Consider the following 18,379-nt stretch of genomic DNA (forward strand, 5'->3'; position numbering starts at 1 on the left):
ACTCTGACCCTGTGGGCATCTCCTATCGGATCGCGCAGTTCCGGGCTGAGCGACGGCTGCGTCCTCTCTCCGTGGGGCGCTGGGCCGAGTGCCGCGGCCGACCGTTGATCGACGCAACCGATGCGGCCGCCGGCTACACATTCCGGGTGCACAGCATCGAGGCGACCACGGTCATCCGCGGTGCGGGGCGTCTACGGTTCGGCAACGACGTCTATCTGAACAGCGGCGTGCGAATCGAGTGTCACCACGAGATCATCTTCGGCGACCATATCCTCGTCGCCTTCGGCGCCGTGATCATGGACAGCGACCTGCACGGCTACGAGGGGCGCCCGCCCCGACGCCTTCCTGTCACGATCGGCTCAGGATCGTGGATCGGAGCGAATTCCATAATCCTTCCTGGAGTGACTGTCGGCCGTCGAGCCATCGTGGCAGCCGGGAGCGTCGTGACCCACGACGTCGATGACGACACCCTCGTCGCCGGCAATCCCGCCCGCGTCGTCCGAAGTCTGACGTTTCCGGATGGTCAGCTGACGGCCTATAACTGACCCRGCCTGCTGGATTCAGTCCGCGAAGCCCCAGAACCGCAGGAGTGCCGCGACGAGCGCTGCTGCGGCGACGACGACGAGGAATGGCGCACGCAGGGCGAGGAGCCCCGCGGCTACCAGGACCGCAGGAACCCGGGCGTCGATCACGATGGCCTGCCCCACCCCGAGCGTCTGGACGGCCACGAGCGCAGCGAGCAGCGCGACGGTCAGAAGGTCGGCGATCCGTGCCGGGCGTGGTGCGTCGAGCACCTTCGGCGGCACGAGATATCCCAGCGTCTTCAGCGCGACGCAGATGATCGATGCCACCAGGATCGCGGTCCACAGCGTCACGGCAGTCCCTCGCGCTCTGAGACGTCGTCAGGTTCTGGTTCGGGCGGCGATCCGAGCCAGTTGAACCAGCCGACGATGATCGCGACGAGCGCGGCGATGAGGACCGGAAGCCCCGGCATCAGCGTCGGAGTGAGCGCGGTCGCCACGATCGCCGCGGCCACACCGACCGCGATGGCCTGGCGGCGCCGGAGTCGCGGCCACAGCAGGGCCAGGAAGGCTGCCGCGGCCGCGGCATCCAATCCATACGCTCTCGGGTCTCCCAGCACGTCGCCCAGGAGCGCCCCGGCGAGAGTGGAGATGTTCCAGCCGATGTAGATGGCGAGCCCCGTCACCCAGAACCCCACCAGCCGAGCATGCGGGGTGGTCTGCGCCAGCGAGACCGCCGTGGACTCGTCGATCGTGAACTGCGCGGYGGCCGCGCGACGCCACACCCCGCTGCCGATGACCGGCGACATGCGGACGCCGTAGGCGGCGTTGCGGAGGCCGAGGAGGCCCGCGGAGGCGATCGCGGCCGGCGCCGCGGCGATCCCTCCTGAGGCGATCACGCCGACGAAGGCGAACTGCGAGCCGCCCGTGAACATCACGAGGCTCAGGACGCAGGTCTGCCAGACATCCAATCCGGCAGCCACCGCGAGCGCACCGAACGAGATCCCGTAGGCGCTGGTGGCGAGGGCGACGCCGAGTCCCTGGCGTGCCGCACGCCGGGCCTCACCCCCGCTGTGCGCATCGTCGAAGTGCGGGTCCAGGCTCACTCGTTCGATGCTAGCGACGGTCGGGCGACGGGCGAGGCGTCCAGCCCGCCATCCGTGGACCGGAACCTGCCAGATCGAGGATTGCGCTTTCCGGCGCCCCTTGGCATGCTGGAAGCACATCGCAGAAAACGCTTCCTCAGCTTATGGCCGCCTCCAGCGCCCGTTCTCATCACCTTTCTGCCGAAGGACGAAGGAGTCCCATGAGAACGATGCTGGCCGCGCCGCGGCGACGACACCGCACGCGAGCGACCGCACTCGCGGTCACAGCAGGACTGGTAGGCGGGCTCTCCGTCGCGTTCGCGCCCTCGGCGACGGCCGCCGCTCCCCCGCCCGCCGTCGACCTCGGTCGCGAGGTGATCGCCGCGGGCGACGGCTGGGCGTCGTGGTCCGGTGCGACCTTCCCCGAGAAGGTGGAGCGCCACGCCGAGCCCGTCACCGGGGGCGTCGCCGCCGATCCGGCGGAGGTGTACGCCGTCGACACCTGGCAGGAGCTGCGCGACGCGCTGGCGGGGCGCCCCGGCGGCTCGCAGAACGACGCACGCTACAACGAGGTGCCGCGCATCGTGTACGTCGCGGGCAGCATCGACCCGTGGGTGCAGCCGGACGGCACCCGGCTCACCTGCGAGGACATCGAGGCGCAGATCACTGTTGCAGGCACGAACGCGCCCTTCGCGATGGCCGATTACATTGCGGCCTTCGGACCGGGCATCGACCCGACGGGGCCGCTCGAAGCTGCCCGCGTCGCCGCGGCCGCACTACAGGCCACGCTGACGCTGCAGCACATCGGATCCAACGTCACCCTCGTCGGCGTCGGCGACGCCGCCGTCTCGGGCGCATCGCTTCGGATCCGAGCTGCGCACAACGTGATCGTGCGAAACCTCACACTCTCGGATGCCTACGACTGCTTCCCGCAGTGGGACGCGAACGACTCCGGCGGCAACTGGAACTCGGCGTACGACAACCTGTCGGTGTGGACCGCGACGAGCGTGTGGATCGACCACAACACCTTCGACGACGGCGACCACCCGCCGACGAGCCTCCCGCGCGTCTACGGGCGCCCGTTCGAGGTGCACGACGGTCTCATCGACATCACGCACGGCGGGGATCTGGTCACGATGTCGTGGAACTGGCTTCAGCACCACGACAAGACCGACATCATCGGCTCGAGCGACACCCGCACCCAGGACCGCGGTCAGCACCGCGTCACCCAGCACCACAACCGCTGGACTGACATCGGGCAGCGCGCCCCGCGCGTGCGCTTCGGCGATGTCCACGTGTACAACAACCTGTACGAGCAGACCGAAGCGTCGCTCGGCGAGTCGGTGCCCGGCAGCCCCTTCTTCCAGTACTACTGGGGCGCGGGCGTGGAGAGCAGCATCGTCGCGGAGCAGAACGCCATCGAGCTGCAGCCTTCCTCCCCGGTCGATCACATCATCGCGTGGTGGAAGGGCACCGAGCTGTCCGAGACGGGCACGCTCGTCAACGGCGAGATGGTGGATGTGCTCGGCGCGTTCAACGCGACCTCGCCCAACAAGCTCTCCCACGACGTCCGGTGGGACCCTGCCGACCACTACGTCTACGAGGCGCAGCCGGCCGCGGAGGTCGCCGTCGCCGTCCGAGCGGGTGCGGGTGCCGGCATCCTGAACTCCGGCACGCCGATGGCCACCGCCGCTCCCGGCACGTTCGTGCTGTCGGACGACAACGGCTGGGACACCGGACTGCGTGATGGAGACTACCGCGTCACTGCGAACCTGTGGTGGGGTCAGAACGCGACGGTCGTGAAGCTCTACGAAGACGGCGTGCTGATCGGCGCGCAGGCCTCCGCCGGTGCGTCCCCCGCTGCGCAGCAGGCGGTCTTCGACGTGACCGGACGGGTGAACGGCGCGCACACGTACGAGCTGGTCGCGGTCAATCCGTACGGCGAGAGCCGGTCGAGGCCGCTCACCGTCGCCGTGCGCGACGCCTCACCGGGTATCGCGGTGCTGAGCTCGTCCGGCGCTCGCACCGGCTCGCTCATGGTGACGGCCGACCTCTGGTGGGGTGCCAACGCCACCGAGTACGTCCTGTTCCAGGACGGCATCGAGGTCGATCGTCAGCCTCTCGTCGCCGCCACGCCGAACGCGCAGCGGGCGAGCACCGCGATCGGAACGCTCCCGCCCGGCACCTACATCTTCACCGCCGAGCTGCGCAATGCGGCGGGTGCGACGGCGGCGAAGCCGCTCACGGTGACGATCCGAGGCTGATGAAACAGCGGATGCCGCAACCGATGACCCTCGAGGGGGCGCCGGTCGCGGCATCCGTCGATCATTCTCAGGCGTTGGCGTCCTGGCGCTTCAGACGCGAGGTCGCCCGGGCGCGCTCGGTCTGATCGAGGTTCACCTTGCGGATGCGGACGAGTTCGGGGGTGACCTCGACGCATTCGTCATCGCGGGCGAATTCGAGGCTCTCCTCGAGGGTGAGCTGCCGCGGCGGCGTCATCGACTCGAACGTGTCGGAGGTGGACTGACGCATGTTGGTCAGTTTCTTCTCCTTGGTGATGTTCACGTCCATGTCGTCGTTGCGCGAGTTCTCGCCGACGACCATGCCCTCGTAGACCTCCTGCGTGGGCTGCACGAAGAACGACATGCGCTCCTGCAGGGCGATGATCGCGAACGGCGTCACGACGCCCATGCGGTCGGCGACGATCGAGCCGTTCTGGCGGGTCACGATGTGGCCTGCCCACGGCTCGTAGCCATGCGAGATGGCGTTGGCGATGCCGGTGCCGCGCGTCGTGGTGAGGAACTCGGTGCGGAATCCGATGAGCCCGCGGGACGGGACGATGAACTCCATGCGCACCCAGCCGGTGCCGTGGTTCGACATGCCATCCATACGGCCCTTGCGCGTCGCGAGTAGCTGGGTGATCGCGCCGAGATACTCCTCGGGCGCGTCGATCGTCAGGTGCTCGAACGGCTCGTAGGTCTTGCCGTCGACCTTCTTGGTGACCACCTGCGGCTTGCCGACGGTCAGCTCGAAGCCTTCGCGGCGCATGTTCTCGACGAGGATCGCGAGGGCGAGCTCGCCACGGCCCTGCACCTCCCACGCGTCGGGGCGGCCGATGTCGACGACCTTGAGCGACACGTTGCCGACGAGCTCGCGGTCCAGGCGATCCTTGACCATGCGCGCGGTGAGCTTGTGGCCCTTGACCTTGCCGACCAGGGGCGAGGTGTTGGTGCCGATCGTCATCGAGATGGCCGGGTCGTCGACGTGGATCTGCGGCAGCGGGCGCACGTCATCGGGGTCGGCGATCGTCTCGCCGATCGTGATGTCGGGGAAGCCTGCGATCGCGACGATGTCGCCGGGGGCGGCGCTGTCGGCCGGGTAGCGCTCGAGCKCGCGGGTCTTCAGCAGCTCGGTGATGCGCGCACTGCTGACGGTGCCGTCGGCGCGCACCCACGCGACAGTCTGGCCCTTCTTGAGCGTGCCGTTGAAGACGCGCAGCAGTGCGAGGCGACCGAGGAACGGGCTGGAGTCGAGGTTCGTGACCCACGCCTGCAGCGGCGCCTCATCGTCGTAGGACGGCGCGGGCACGTGCTCGAGGATCGCTTCGAAAAGCGGCTCGAGATCGTCGTTGTCGGGAAGCGTGCCGTTCTCGGGACGGTTGCGGGATGCCGCGCCGGCGCGTCCGCTCGCGTACACGACGGGCACGTCCAGCAGCGCATCGACGTCGAGGTCGGGCACGTCGTCCACGAGGTCGCTCGCGAGGCCGAGAAGCAGGTCGTGCGCCTCTTCCTCGACCTCCGCGATGCGGGCATCGGGACGGTCCGTCTTGTTGACGAGCAGGATGACGGGAAGCTTCGCCTCGAGCGCCTTGCGCAGCACGAAGCGCGTCTGCGGCAGCGGGCCCTCGCTCGCGTCGACCAGCAGGACCACGCCGTCGACCATGGACAGGCCTCGCTCGACCTCGCCGCCGAAGTCGGCGTGACCGGGGGTGTCGATGACGTTGATGGTCACGGGCACGTCGGTGTGGATGCCCGAGTAGGTGATCGCCGTGTTCTTGGCGAGGATCGTGATGCCCTTTTCACGTTCGAGGTCGTTGGAGTCCATCGCGCGCTCTTCCATGTGCTCGTGGGAGCCGAAAGAGCCGGTCTGGCGGAGCATCGCGTCGACGAGCGTGGTCTTCCCATGGTCGACGTGCGCGACGATCGCGACATTACGGAGATCCGGACGGAGAGCGCGCGCCATGATGAGGTCCTTGCGAAGAATTTGGGGTGCACCCGGAGTCGGGTGCACCCCATTCTACCGTCCAGCGGGCGTGACGCCCTGGGAACGGCTCAGGCTTGGTCGCGCTCGGCTGCGAGCAGGGCGGCGCGAGCCTCTCGGCGCGCCTTCTGCTCGGCCGGATCCGGCACCGGCACGGCGGCGATCAGACGCTTGGTGTAGTCCTGCTGCGGGTTGCGGAGGATCTCGTCGGTCGGGCCCTGCTCGACCAGCTTGCCCAGGTTCATCACGATGATGCGGTCGGCCAGGCGGTCGACGACCGCGAGGTCGTGGCTGATGAACAGACAGGCGAAGCCGAGATCGGCCTGCAGCTTCTCGAACAGATCGAGCACCCGCGCCTGCACCGAGACGTCCAGCGCGCTGGTCGGCTCGTCGGCGATGAGCAGCTTCGGGCTCAGGGCGAGCGCGCGTGCGATGCCGACGCGCTGGCGCTGACCGCCGGAGAGCTCGTGCGGGTACCGGTTGCGGAAGGAGCGGGGCAGCTCGACCTGATCGAGCAGCTCTTCTACCTTCTCGCCGATCTTCGCCCGTGACACGGTGCCGGACAGCTCGAGCGGCTCACCGATCGACTGGCCGACCGGCCAGCGCGGGTTCAGCGATGCGCCGGGGTCCTGGAAGACGATGCCGATCTCGCGGCGCACCTCCCGCAGCGTGTCGGACTTGATGCCCACGAGCTCACGGCCGAGGAGGTTTGCCGTGCCCTCGGCGAACGGCAGCAGCCCGACGATGGCGCGGCCGACGGTCGTCTTGCCCGAGCCGGACTCGCCGACCAGGCCCACCACCTCGCCGGGATAGATCTTGAAGCTGGCCCCGTCCACCGCGCGGAACGCGGGGACCCGACCGAGACTGGGGTAGTCGATCGAGGCGTTTTCGAGCACCAGGAGCGGATTCTCGGTGACGACCGCGCGATCAGCCGCTTCGGTCACGCCGAGATGCGGCACCGCGGCGAGAAGCTGCTTGGTGTAGGGGTGCTGCGCGTGGTTGAAGACCTCGTCGACGGTGCCCCGCTCGACCACGACGCCTTCGCGCATGACGATGATGTTGTCGGCGATGTCTGCCACGACCCCGAGGTCGTGCGTGATGATGATGATCGCGGAGTCGAGCCGGTGGTGCAGCTCGCGCAGCAGATCGAGGATCTCCGCCTGGATCGTGACGTCGAGCGCCGTGGTGGGCTCGTCGGCGATCAGCAGGTCGGGGTCGCACGAGATCGCCATGGCGATCATGGYGCGCTGACGCTGCCCACCCGACAGCTGGTGCGGGTAGGAGTTGAACGCCTTCTCCGGGTCGGGCATCTCCACGAGGCTGAGCAGCTCCAGCGCGCGCACCTTCGCCTCAGCCGGCGACATGATGAAGTGCGTCCGCAGCGACTCGATCATCTGGAAGCCGATTTTGTAGACGGGATTGAACGCCGTCATCGGCTCCTGGAAGATCACCGCGATCCGGCTGCCCCGGATGCGGTACAGCTCGTGCTCCGGCATCCCGAGCACTTCACGGCCGTGCAGCTTGACGCTTCCTGTCGAGCGCGAGTTGCCAGGCAGCAGACCGAGCAGCGACATGGAGGTGACCGTCTTGCCCGAGCCGGACTCGCCGACGATCGCGAGCACCTCGCCCGGGCGGACCACGTAGTTGACCTCGCGCGCGGCGTTGATCCACTTGCCGTTGACCCAGAAGTCGATGCCGAGGTTCTCGACCTCGATGATCGGCTCCTCGTTGCCGCGCTTCTGCGCCTCTTTGCCGGCGCGCCGCGTCATCCGGTACTTGGCGACCGTGGGGTCGCTTTCCGGTGCGTCGCTCAGACCCTGGTCGTCGGTCCCGCTCATCGGTCCGCTCCTGCCGCGTGCGAGGATGAGGTCATGCGGCCCATCATTCTCAGGCCCTCATCGGGCATCATGGTGACGGTCGTGATCTGGGTCATCGCGGCGATCATCCTCATCAGTCTGCTGTTCGTCGGCGACGGACCCGGCTCGGAGCTGTGGTTCATCGCCCCCGCCGTCGGAACGGTGGGCTGGCTGGTCTGGGTGGCGTTGTGGTGGCCGAGCGTGCGCATCGCCGGCGAGGGGATCGAAGTCCGAAACCCGCTGCGCACCACTCGACTGCCATGGGACGAAGTGCGGGATATCGACTCTCGCGGCTCCCTCGTCATCACGACGTCTGCCGGTCCGGTGTCGGCGTGGGCTGCCCCGCCGAACACCGGTTTGGGCGACCGCCGGGCCGAGTTCGTGGCGCGCGCCCGCACGTGGCGCAGCGGACGCGAGTACGTGGCGCCGGATGTGTCGCGCCGGCCGTCCGAGCCCGACGCGGCCGAGATCATCCGCCGCGTGCAGTCCGGGCGCACCAAGGTCCCACAGACGGGCGAGCCGTACGTCGGAGTGACCACGTCGTGGAACTTCCTCGTGATCGCGATCTCGGTGGTGCTCATCGGCTGGTCGATCACATCGCTGACCTGACTCATCGGGGCGCTTCCTCCCGCACCGAGGCGGCATCCTTGCGACGGAAGGGCTTTGCGATCAGCATGCCGAGCTCGCGGTAGGGCCCGATCTTGCCCGGCATCCGGCGCTGGCGTGGGTCGAACGCGTCGCGCAGCCCGTCGCCGATGAAGTTGATGGTGAGCACGATCGTGATGATGAAGAAGCCTGGCCACCAGAACAGCCAAGGCCGCGTGTTGAAGGACGTCTGGTAGAGGCTCAGGAGCTGGCCGAGGGAGACGTCCGGCGGGCTGATGCCGAATCCCAGGTAGCTCAGGGCCGCCTCGAGGAGGATGGCGCCGGCCATCGTGAGCGAGATGTTCACGATGAGCACACCCGCGGTGTTGGGCAGGATGTGGCGGAAGATGATCCGCGCGTCCGACGCCCCGGCCACCCGGGCGGCATCGACGAACTCGCGCTCGCGGAGGCTGAAGAACTCACCGCGCACGAGACGCGCGAGCACCGCCCAGCCGAACAAGCCGAGCATGAGGGCGAGGCCCCATGCGCCGAGGCTTCCGAAGGTCCGGCCAACGATCGCGCCGAGGAGGACGACGGGGATGATGATGATCACGTCGGTGAAGCGCATCAGCACAGCGTCGGTCCAGCCGCGGTAATAGCCGGCGGTCGCGCCGATCACAATGCCCACCAGACCGGCGATCAGGCCGTACACGACCATGACGATGACCGACTGCTGGGTGCCGCGCATGACCTGCGCGAACACGTCGTGACCGATGTCGTCCTGGCCGAACGGGAACGGTCCGAAGTCGAATGGCAGCACCCAGGTGGGTGCACCGCCCGGCAGGTAGATCGGGTAGGGCGTCGTGTAGTTGTGGATCCACCAGCCCGGGATCTTGAAGCCGAAGACGTCGAAGCCGACGGAGGTGAAGGCGAGCAGCACGATGAAGATCAGCACGCCCAGCGAGATCATCGCACCGACGTGGCGGAAGAACCGCTTGCGGACGATGGCGCCCTGGCTGAGGCCGGCGACCTCCTCCTGCTCGATCGTGATGATGTCGGACGGGACCTCCGTGGGGAGGCTCGCGAATTCGTTGGTCATTTCAGCTCACCCGGATCCGTGGGTCGAGGACGGAGTATGCGATATCTGCCAGCAGGTTGAAGACGAGCGCGAAGATGCTCGTGACGAGGAAGACGCCCATGATCGCGTTGACGTCGACATTCCGGAGCGCCGTGACGAACATCGTGCCCATCCCGCGCCAGGCGAAGACGGTCTCGGTGATCACCGCGCCGCCGATGAGCCCACCGAGGTCGAAGGCGACGATCGTGGCGATCGGGATGAGCGCGTTGCGGAAGGCGTGTCGCATGATCACGGTGCGCTCGTTGAGGCCCTTCGCCCGCGCCGTGCGCACGTAGTCCATGCGCATGACCTCGAGGAGGCTGCCGCGCGAGTAACGGCTGTAGGCCGCGAGCGAGATGAGCATGATCGTGAGCGTCGGAAGCAGCAGGTGCGAGAAGGTGTCGACCGCCTCGAGCCAGATCGATCCTTCAAGACCGGGGGTCTCTGAGCCGATCGTGGCGATCGGCCGGCCGCCGGTGTTCGCGACATAGTCGGGCCAGGCGCCCATGATGCGGTCGATCAAGGTGAGCAGTGCGGAGACGAAGGCGGTGAGCATCGCCGTGCGGATCGAGACCGCGCGGTCGTCGCCGCCCCACAGCCAGCCGACGAGTGCACCGACGGCGAGGGCGCACACGGCGAGCACGAGCACGGCGCCCCACGTCGGCCAGTAGAAGAAGGCGTACTGGACCGGCCACCACAGTGCTACGCCGAGCGCCGCGACGGTGAGGGCGGAGTACAGCGCCCTGCGGTTGGAGAGGCCCGTGGTCAGCTGGGTGATCACGATCGCTGCCGCACCGCCCAGGAGCCCGATCCACACGGGCCCGAGGTTGGGGTACTGGAAGAAATCCGTGAGGTTCGTGTAGATGAGCACCGCGGCCACCGCGACGAACGCGCCCGCGAAGTTGATCGAGAAGCGCTTGAGCTGGCCGCCCATGGCGCTCGCCCAGATGAACGCCCCGGCCAGGGACAGCAGGAAGATCGCGATCGGCGCGACGAACGGATTCGCGAGGAAGTTGTTGAACGCGATGGCGACGTTGAGCTTGAGCAGCTGCCCGACCCAGAACGTCGGGAGTGCGAAGAAGATGAAGGCGACGAATGTCACCGAGTAGTCGAAGCCGCTGTACTGACGCAGGGCCGAGATCATTCCGATCGAGATTCCGAAGAACATCGCGAGGATCGTGGCCGTCGTGACGAGCTGAATCGTCGACCACGCCGACTGCGCGAGCAGCGTGTTCACCGAGATGCCGGAGATCGTGGTGCCGAGGTCGCCATGGAAGACGCCGCCCAGCCAGATGAAGTAACGCAGGAACGGCGGCACGTCCAGGTGCAGCTGTGCCGTGAGGGCAGCCATCAGCTGCTCCTTGTTGGGCGCCGTGGACCCGCGAAGCGCCTCGAGCGGGTCACCCGAGTTCGCGGACAGCACGTAGACGAGGTAACTCGCCGCGAAGATCACGAACACCGCGATGAGCAGTCGTCGTCCGACGTAACTCCACATGGGCAATCCCCTTTCTGAAACGGACTCTAGCGCGCCTGGTCGCGGTCATGCGGAGGGTGCCGGGGCTTTGCCCCGACACCCTCCGATGATCCGGATCGGAAACGCTACTCGCTCGGCGTCTCTCCGGTGACCGGGGTCCACTCCCAGAAGTTCCAGAAGTACTGGGGGGTGATCGGCATCGCCGTCACGCCAGTGACCTTGGACTTGTCCCAGGCGGTGATGCCGGGGAACTGGAAGATGGGCATCGACCAGAACTGCTCGCCCATGGCCTTCTCGGCCTCGACGAGCGACTCGTCCGCCTTGGCGCCGTCCTTCTCGCTGTCGACAGCCTTGAAGGGCTCATCGACCGCGTCAGAGGACCACCCGTAGAAGTTGTTCGCTCCACCGGTGATGTAGTTCGGCGCGTTGCTGGTACGGCCCGTGTTGTTGAGGATCCACGCGAAGAGCGCGACGTCGTAGGACGTCTGCTTCGTGTCGAGGTCAGCCGACCACGTGGTGCTCGAGGCGTTGATCAGGTTGATCCCGGCCTCAGCGGCGATCGGCTGCCACAGCTGGAACTCAGCGTTGCGGCGGACGTTCGCCTGGCTGAACAGCACGCGCACGTCGACCGGCGTCGTGATGCCTGCGTCGGCGAGGAGCGCCTTGGCACCGTCGACATCGGGCTCTTCGAAGTCCGAGTAGCCGTTGACCTCAGCAGCCGCCTTGGCACCATCGGTGCCCGGGAAGAACACCAGGGTGTTCATAACCTCGGCGTCGGCCTGCAGGGGAACGATGAGCTTGTCGACGATCTCCTGACGCGGGAGCGTCTTGAAGAGGGCCTCGCGCACAGCCAGAGCCTTGTCCTCGTCGCCGCCATAGGTGGCCGCGTCGAACGGGCCGCCGTTGGTGACCTGGAGGTCGACGTGCTCGAACGAGCCTTCCGGAGCACCGACATAGTCGATGTTCTCGATGCCGTTGGCAAGCGCGGTGGCGATGTCAGGCGTCGGCTGGCCGGCCGCGATCTGGATGTCGCCGTTCTGAAGTGCGGTCAGCTGCGCCTGCGAGTCCGGCACGGCGCGAACCGTGATGGTCTCGAACTTCGGCGACGGGCCCCACGTGTAGTCGGGGTTCGCGGTCAGCGTGACGTACTCGTCCGCCTTCATGTCGGTGATCGTGTACGCGTAGTTCGAGTACAGCGCGGGCGAGTCCTTGCCACCCTCGGGCATCTCGTTGAACGCGTAGGCGGTGTTGTACGCCTTCGACACGGGGCCCAGGAAGTCGTAGTCCTTGTCCTGGATCGCCTTGATGAGGTCGGTCTTGGCCTTCTTCGCGCCGTCCTCGCCGTCGTAGTCACCCGGGTAGGCGAGCTGCACGGTGCCGTGGCCCGAGACTCCGATGGGGCTGACGAGCTCCCAGTCCGCGTAGAACTTGTCGTAGACGACGGTCATGCTGCGGTTGTCGTCGCTCAGCGTGGGGACCTCTACGACGTTGTCGAAGCCGATGCCCTCGGCTGCGCCAGTGTTCCAGACGGTGCCCGTCTGGTCGGTGACCGAGCCGGTCTCCTCGTCGACGGTTGCCTCACCGTTGGTCTCGTGCGTCGTGAGAGCAGCCCAGTACAGGAGCATGTCCGCGGCGTCGACGGCGGTGCCGTCCGACCACTTCACGCCATCCTTGATGGTGTACTTGACGGTCCACGGGTCTTCGCTGGTGACCTCGTACGAGCCGAAGTCGGTGTTCTTCACCAGATCGGGCTTGTCGTTGTAGTACGAGAACGTGTCCAGAGCCATGTACGCGACCTGCGCGTTGTAGAGGCTGTTGAGGTTGGTCAGGTTCGTGTTGTAGCCGCTGAAGACGTCGTTCATGGCGACCGTGATCTTGGTGCCCTTCACGACCTCAGAGGCGCGGGGCGGCGTGCAGCCGCTCAACAGCATCGCGCCGGCAGCGACGAGCGCTCCAGCGGCGATTATGCGCTTGTGCTTCAATTTTCCTCCTGTGCAAGGGATGTGGAGACACATGTCATGATCAGGACTTCGTGATCCGGACACGGATACCGCAAGGGTAAGCACGCTTGACGCGATGGCCAAAACATCCCGGGAAAACGTTACAAACCCTTAACTCAACCGTCGCCGGGTGTGACATTCTGACAACGTGAGCGCGCCAGAACTGCCGCCGGCTATGTCCATTCCCACCAATCCGCCCAGCCGCGCGCGATTGTGGTGGGAGATTGCGATCGTCCTGGCCCTGTCGGTGGGTCGACTCGCGCTGTACTCCGTGCTCCAGCTGGTGCAGGCGCTGCAGCGCGAGCGGGCGCTCGGCGATCAGCAGACTCAGCTGAACCCGTCCGCGAACGCCCAGCAGTTCTGGGACGTCCTTTACCAGTTCCTCGCGCTGTTCTTCGCCCTGGCGCCTGTCGCGCTCGCGGTCTACCTGCTCTGGGAGCCCGGATCGAACGCGCTCCGGCGGATCGGGTTGGACTTCCACCGGTTCGGCGGCGACCTCGGCCGCGGCATCCTGCTCTTCGTCGTGATCGGCGTTCCGGGGCTCGCCCTCTATGCGGCCGGCCGCGCGCTCGGGATCACTCTGCAGGTGGATGCATCGCCGCTCGACCCGTCGTGGTGGACGGTGCCGCTCCTCGTCTTCGCCGCCGTGCGGGCGGCTCTGACCGAGGAGGTCATCTTCATCGCCTACCTCTTCGACCGGCTGCGGCGCCTCGGCTGGTCGTGGTGGTCGGTGATACTCGCCACCGCGGCGCTCCGCGGGGCGTACCACGCGTACCAGGGCTTCGGCGCGATCGTCGGCAACTTCGTCATGGGCGTGGTGTTCGGGTGGTGCTACCGGCGCTGGGGCCGCGTGATGCCGCTGATCATCGCGCACACGCTGCTGGACATCGTCGCGTTCGTGGGCTATCCCTTGGCGGCAGCGCTCTGGCCGGGGGTGTTCGCGCCGCCGGCGATCACGCCGTCGCCCACTCCCAGTCCGACCGCCACCTCCTGAGAGGGACGGATGCCGCGGGCCGCGGCATCCGTCTTCCTCAGGCGAAGGCCTCGATCGGAGGGCAGGCGCAGACGAGGTTGCGGTCGCCGTAGGCCTGATCGATCCGGCGGACCGGCGGCCAGTACTTCGTGCGGATGAGCGCGGAGACCGGGTAGACCGCGAGTTCACGCGAATACGGGTGGGTCCATTCGCCCGCGACKACGGCCTGCGCGGTGTGTGGGGCGTTCACCAGCGGGTTGTCATCGGCCGGCCACTCCCCAGCAGCCAGCGCATCGGCCTCGGCCTTGATCGCGATCATCGCGTCGATGAAGCGGTCGATCTCGCCGAGGTCCTCGGACTCGGTCGGCTCGACCATGAGGGTGCCCGCGACCGGGAACGACATGGTCGGGGCATGGAAGCCGTAGTCGATGAGCCGCTTGGCGACGTCGTCGACGGTGACCCCGGTGGCGTCCCGCAGGGGCCGGAGGTCCAGGATGCACTCGTGGGCGACGAGGCCGCCTTCGCCCGCATACAGGAGCGGGTAGTGCTCGGACAGCCGCGCGGCGATGTAGTTCGCGGACAGGACGGCCGCCGCGGTGGCCGCGCGGAGGCCCTCGGAGCCCATCATGCGCATGTACGCCCACGAGATGGGCAGGATCCCCGCCGACCCGTACGGAGCGGCCGAGATCGGACCACCCTGGAAGACGCCGCCCGCGTGATCCTTGCGCTGGGCGAACGGGTGACCGGGCAGGAACGGGGCGAGGTGCGCCTTCGCGGCGACCGGACCGACACCCGGTCCACCGCCGCCGTGCGGGATCGCGAACGTCTTGTGCAGGTTCAGGTGCGAGACGTCGCCGCCGAGGTCGCCGAAGCGGGCGAAGCCGAGCAGCGCATTCAGGTTGGCGCCGTCGACGTACACCTGGCCGCCGGCGTCGTGCACCGCCTGGGTGATCTCGAGCACGTCGTGCTCGTACACGCCATGTGTCGACGGGTAGGTGATCATGAGCGCGGCGAGCGCCTCTGCGTGCAGCGCGATCTTGGCACGCAGATCGGCGAGATCGACATTGCCGGCGTCGTCGCAGGCGACCACGACGACCTTCATGCCGGCGAGCACCGCCGAGGCGGCGTTGGTGCCGTGCGCCGACGAGGGGATCAGGCACACCACGCGTCCGGCGTCGCCGTTGGCGTCGTGGTAGCCGCGGATCGCGAGCAGCCCGGCGAGCTCGCCCTGCGACCCGGCGTTCGGCTGCAGCGACACCGCGTCGTACCCGGTGACCTCGGCGAGCCAGACCTCGAGCTGCTCGATCATGGCGAGGTAGCCGTGCACATCCGCCTCGGGGGCGAAGGGGTGCACGCGGGAGAACTCGGGCCAGGACACGGCCGCCATCTCGGTGGCGGCATTGAGCTTCATCGTGCACGAGCCGAGCGGGATCATGCCGCGATCCAGCGCGTAGTCACGGTCGGCGAGCTGCTTCAKGTAGCGCATCATCGCCGTCTCGGAGTGATGGCTCGTGAACACGGGATGCGTGAGGAACTCGTCGGTGCGGTGCAGCGCGGCCGTCACGCCCGCGAGCCCCACCGCATCGTCGAAGCGGATGTCGCGCACATCGTGCGCGTCGGCAGCCGGCAGCCCGAACGCCCACGCGACAGCGGCGAGATCGTCGGCGGTCGTGGTCTCATCCACCGAGAGCCCCACCGTCGCCTCGTCCACCAGGTGCAGCTGGTACCCCTTCGAGCGTGCACGGTCGACGACCCGCTGGGCGGGTCCTGGCGTCACCACCCGCAGTGTGTCGAAGAAGGAGTCGGACGCGAGGTGCAGGTCGTACTCGCGGAGCCGCTCCGCCAGCGCCTGCGCCTTCTGCGCGACCTCGGTGGCGATCGCCTTGAGCCCCTCCGGGCCGTGATACACCGCGTACATCGCGGCCATGACGGCGAGCAGCACCTGAGCGGTGCAGATGTTCGAGGTCGCCTTCTCGCGGCGGATGTGCTGCTCGCGGGTCTGCAGGGCGAGCCGGTAGGCGGGGTGGCCGGCGGCATCCTGCGATACTCCGACGAGTCGGCCAGGGAGCTGCCGCTCCAGGCCGGCGCGCACGGCCATGTAGCCGGCGTGGGGACCGCCGAAGCCGAGCGGGACGCCGAACCGCTGCGTCGTGCCGACTGCGATGTCGGCGCCGAGCGAACCGGGGGAAGCGATCAGCGTGAGGGCGAGGAGATCTGCGGCGACCACGGCGAGACCGCCTGCCAGGTGCGCGGCATCGATGACGGCGGTGGGGTCCCAGATCCGGCCGGACGCCGCGGGGTACTGCACGAACACACCGAAGAGCTCGTCGGGGAGCGTCTCACCGCGCGCGAAGTCGACCTCGGCGATCTCGATGCCCACGACGGTCGCGCGAGCGTGCAGCAGCGCCTTGGTCTGCGGGAAGGAGTCGGCATCGACCGCGAACACGGGGGACRTCGACTTCGAGGCGCGCCGCGCGACCAGCATGCCTTCGACYACCGCGGTCGACTCGTCGAGCATCGAGGCGTTCGCGGTGGTCAGCCCGGTGAGATCGGTGACCATCGTCTGGAAGTTGATGAGGGCTTCCAGGCGGCCCTGCGAGATCTCCGGCTGGTACGGCGTGTAGGCCGTGTACCAGGACGGGTTCTCCAGCACGTTCCGCGAGATCACCGACGGCGTGAGCGTGTCGTAGTAGCCGAGCCCGATCATCGGGCGCGCCGTGCGGTTCTGCGACGCCAGGGCCCGCAGTTCCGCGAGCGCCTCCGCCTCGGTCGCCGCCGGGGGGATGTCGGTGGTCTCCCTGGGGCTGACATGGATGGATGCCGGCACCGCCGCCTCGACGAGCGCCTCGATGCTGTCGTACCCGACCGTGGCCAGCATGTGACGCTGGGCCGCGGCATCCGTTCCGATGTGCCGGTTCGCGAATGCGCCGCTCACGCGTCGCCGCCCGTGAGCGCGACGTAGGCGTCGCGATCCAGCAGGCCGTCGACCGCGCCCGCGTCGACGCGGAGCTTGATCAGCCAGCCGTCGCCGTACGGGTCGGCGTTGACGAGCGAGGGGTCGCCCACGACGGCGTCGTTGATCTCGACGACCTCGCCGGTGAGCGGCGCGTACAGCTCCCCCACCGACTTCGTGGACTCGATCTCACCGCAGACGTCGCCCGCGGTGGCGCTCGAACCTGCGGCGGGCAGGTCGACGTAGACGACGTCGCCGAGCTTGTCGGCGGCGTAGTCGGTGATGCCGATCGTGGCGACGTCACCGTCCACGGCGACCCACTCGTGCTCGGCGGTGTACTTGAGGCTGGCGAGATCGGTCATTTCTTCCTCCGGTAGAAGGGCAGGGCGGTCACGGTCGCGGGGATGCTGGTTCCCCGCACGTCGATGGAGAGTTCGGTGCCTGGCGCGCTCACGGCTGGCGAGACGAACGCCATCGCGATCGGGTGCCCGAGCGTCGGGCTCAGCGCGCCGCTCGTGATCACGCCGACGGTGGCGCCCGATGCGTCGAGCACGGCGTAGCCGGCCCGGCCCGCACGGCGGCCCTCGCTCACGAGGCCGACGAGGACCCGCCCCTCAGTGGCGGCGCCGGATGCGGCGGCCTCGATGCCCGCGCGACCTACGAAGTTCGCGGTCTTGGTCGCGAGCGGCACGGCGCGGCCGAGGCCGGCCTGGGCGGGCACGATGTCGAGCGACAGTTCGTGGCCGTAGAGCGGCATGCCGGCTTCGAGGCGCAGCGTGTCACGGGCGGCGAGGCCGGCCGGAACCAGGCCGAGCGGTGCGCCGGCCGCAAGCAGCGCGTCCCAGAGTTCGCCGGCACGGTCGGCCGCGACGCTCAGCTCGAACCCGTCTTCGCCGGTGTAGCCGGTGCGGCTGACGAGCACCGTGCTCGCGCCGAATCGCATGCCCATGGCGGCGTAGTACGGGAGAGTCTCGAGGGTGTGCCCCATCGCGAGCGCATCGTCGTGTGCGAGACCGTCGGTCTGCTCGAGGATCTGCTGCGCCCGCGGGCCCTGGACGGCGATGAGCGCGTCATCCGTTTCCGTCAGGACGGCGTCGAAGCCGACGATGCGGTCCTGGAGCGCCTCGCGGACGACGTCCCGGTTGCCGGCGTTCGCGACGATGAGCAGGCGGTCCTCGCCGGTGCGGGTCACGATCAGATCGTCGATGATCCCGCCGTCCGCGGCGAGGACCATCGTGTACTTCGCCCGCGAGAGTTTGAGCGGGCCCGGGTCGAGCGCGAGCGCGTACGCGAGGAACGCGTCGCGGTCGGGTCCGGTCACGACGAACTGGGCCATGTGCGAGATGTCGAACAGGCCCGCGGCCGTGCGCACCGCGTGGTGCTCGGCGAGATCGGACGAGTAGCGCACYGGCATCATCCAGCCGCCGAAGTCGGTGAATGACGCGCCGAGCGCCGCGTGGCGCTCGTGCAGCGGGGTGGAGCGAGGGTCGGTCATGAGTTCTCCCGGGTCACGGGCGGGCAGTCGCCGGACGGCTCCTGTTGAACTCCCCCTCTG

The 18,379-nt window shown here is 68.1% G+C and carries 14 protein-coding genes; 4 read left to right on the forward strand and 10 right to left on the reverse strand.

The window, feature by feature from the left end; genetic code table 11:
- A partial coding sequence (locus tag AC1DVT_RS08535) for an acyltransferase (protein ID WP_477388156.1) occupies positions 1–545 on the forward strand: 545 nt, incomplete at its 5' end.
- A gap of 15 nt (positions 546–560) precedes the next feature.
- Here AC1DVT_RS08535 and AC1DVT_RS08540 read toward each other — a convergent pair.
- Both AC1DVT_RS08540 and AC1DVT_RS08545 read right to left on the reverse strand, forming a co-directional pair.
- Complete coding sequence (locus AC1DVT_RS08540; protein WP_477388157.1) at positions 561–875, reverse strand: AzlD domain-containing protein; 315 nt, start codon at positions 873–875, stop codon at positions 561–563.
- Entirely contained in the window at positions 872–1,627 is a 756-nt protein-coding gene (locus tag AC1DVT_RS08545; protein ID WP_477388159.1) for an AzlC family ABC transporter permease, read from the reverse strand. The genes AC1DVT_RS08540 and AC1DVT_RS08545 overlap by 4 nt, the downstream gene beginning before the upstream one ends.
- 200 nt (positions 1,628–1,827) lie before the next feature.
- On the opposite strand from AC1DVT_RS08545, the gene AC1DVT_RS08550 reads away from it, so the two are divergent.
- On the forward strand, positions 1,828–3,870 hold the full coding sequence (locus AC1DVT_RS08550; protein ID WP_477388161.1) for a pectate lyase family protein: 2,043 nt from the start codon (positions 1,828–1,830) through the stop codon (positions 3,868–3,870).
- Positions 3,871–3,937: 67 nt separating this feature from the next.
- Here AC1DVT_RS08550 and typA read toward each other — a convergent pair whose 3' ends face one another.
- Together typA and AC1DVT_RS08560 are read right to left on the reverse strand one after the other, a co-directional pair.
- Positions 3,938–5,848, reverse strand: a complete 1,911-nt coding sequence (typA, locus tag AC1DVT_RS08555) for a translational GTPase TypA (protein ID WP_477388163.1) — start codon at positions 5,846–5,848, stop codon at positions 3,938–3,940.
- Between the two features lie 89 nt (positions 5,849–5,937).
- Positions 5,938–7,635: an ABC transporter ATP-binding protein gene (locus tag AC1DVT_RS08560; RefSeq protein ID WP_477388171.1), complete on the reverse strand. Its 1,698-nt coding sequence runs from the start codon at positions 7,633–7,635 to the stop codon at positions 5,938–5,940.
- 102 nt (positions 7,636–7,737) lie between these two features.
- Here AC1DVT_RS08560 and AC1DVT_RS08565 point away from each other — a divergent pair, with 102 nt between their 5' ends.
- The gene (locus tag AC1DVT_RS08565) at positions 7,738–8,331 is read left to right on the forward strand and encodes a PH domain-containing protein (protein WP_457100233.1); all 594 of its coding nucleotides are present in this window, start codon (positions 7,738–7,740) and stop codon (positions 8,329–8,331) included.
- Position 8,332: 1 nt separating this feature from the next.
- Here AC1DVT_RS08565 and AC1DVT_RS08570 read toward each other — a convergent pair whose 3' ends face one another.
- The 3 genes from AC1DVT_RS08570 to AC1DVT_RS08580 form a co-directional block, all read right to left on the reverse strand.
- Positions 8,333–9,406, reverse strand: a complete 1,074-nt coding sequence (locus tag AC1DVT_RS08570) for an ABC transporter permease (RefSeq protein ID WP_477388165.1) — start codon at positions 9,404–9,406, stop codon at positions 8,333–8,335.
- 1 nt (position 9,407) lies between these two features.
- Positions 9,408–10,919, reverse strand: a complete 1,512-nt coding sequence (locus AC1DVT_RS08575; protein WP_457100231.1) for an ABC transporter permease — start codon at positions 10,917–10,919, stop codon at positions 9,408–9,410.
- A 104-nt stretch (positions 10,920–11,023) separates the two neighbouring features.
- Complete coding sequence (locus tag AC1DVT_RS08580) at positions 11,024–12,880, reverse strand: ABC transporter family substrate-binding protein (protein ID WP_477388167.1); 1,857 nt, start codon at positions 12,878–12,880, stop codon at positions 11,024–11,026.
- 193 nt (positions 12,881–13,073) lie between these two features.
- Here AC1DVT_RS08580 and AC1DVT_RS08585 point away from each other — a divergent pair, with 193 nt between their 5' ends.
- Positions 13,074–13,892, forward strand: a complete 819-nt coding sequence (locus AC1DVT_RS08585; protein WP_477388173.1) for a CPBP family intramembrane glutamic endopeptidase — start codon at positions 13,074–13,076, stop codon at positions 13,890–13,892.
- A gap of 37 nt (positions 13,893–13,929) precedes the next feature.
- Here the strand turns inward: AC1DVT_RS08585 and gcvP are convergent, their stop codons facing one another.
- The 3 genes from gcvP to gcvT are packed head-to-tail and all read right to left on the reverse strand — an operon-like array spanning position 13,930 to position 18,319.
- A complete protein-coding gene (gene gcvP, locus AC1DVT_RS08590) occupies positions 13,930–16,749 on the reverse strand; it encodes an aminomethyl-transferring glycine dehydrogenase (RefSeq protein ID WP_477388175.1) in 2,820 nt (939 codons plus the stop codon).
- A gap of 53 nt (positions 16,750–16,802) precedes the next feature.
- The gene (gene gcvH, locus AC1DVT_RS08595; RefSeq protein WP_477388169.1) at positions 16,803–17,186 is read right to left on the reverse strand and encodes a glycine cleavage system protein GcvH; all 384 of its coding nucleotides are present in this window, start codon (positions 17,184–17,186) and stop codon (positions 16,803–16,805) included.
- Entirely contained in the window at positions 17,183–18,319 is a 1,137-nt protein-coding gene (gene gcvT / locus AC1DVT_RS08600) for a glycine cleavage system aminomethyltransferase GcvT (RefSeq protein WP_477388177.1), read from the reverse strand. The genes gcvH and gcvT overlap by 4 nt, the downstream gene beginning before the upstream one ends.
- Positions 18,320–18,379 lie beyond the last annotated feature (60 nt).

This window comes from Microbacterium sp. P2_F9 (assembly GCF_056403635.1).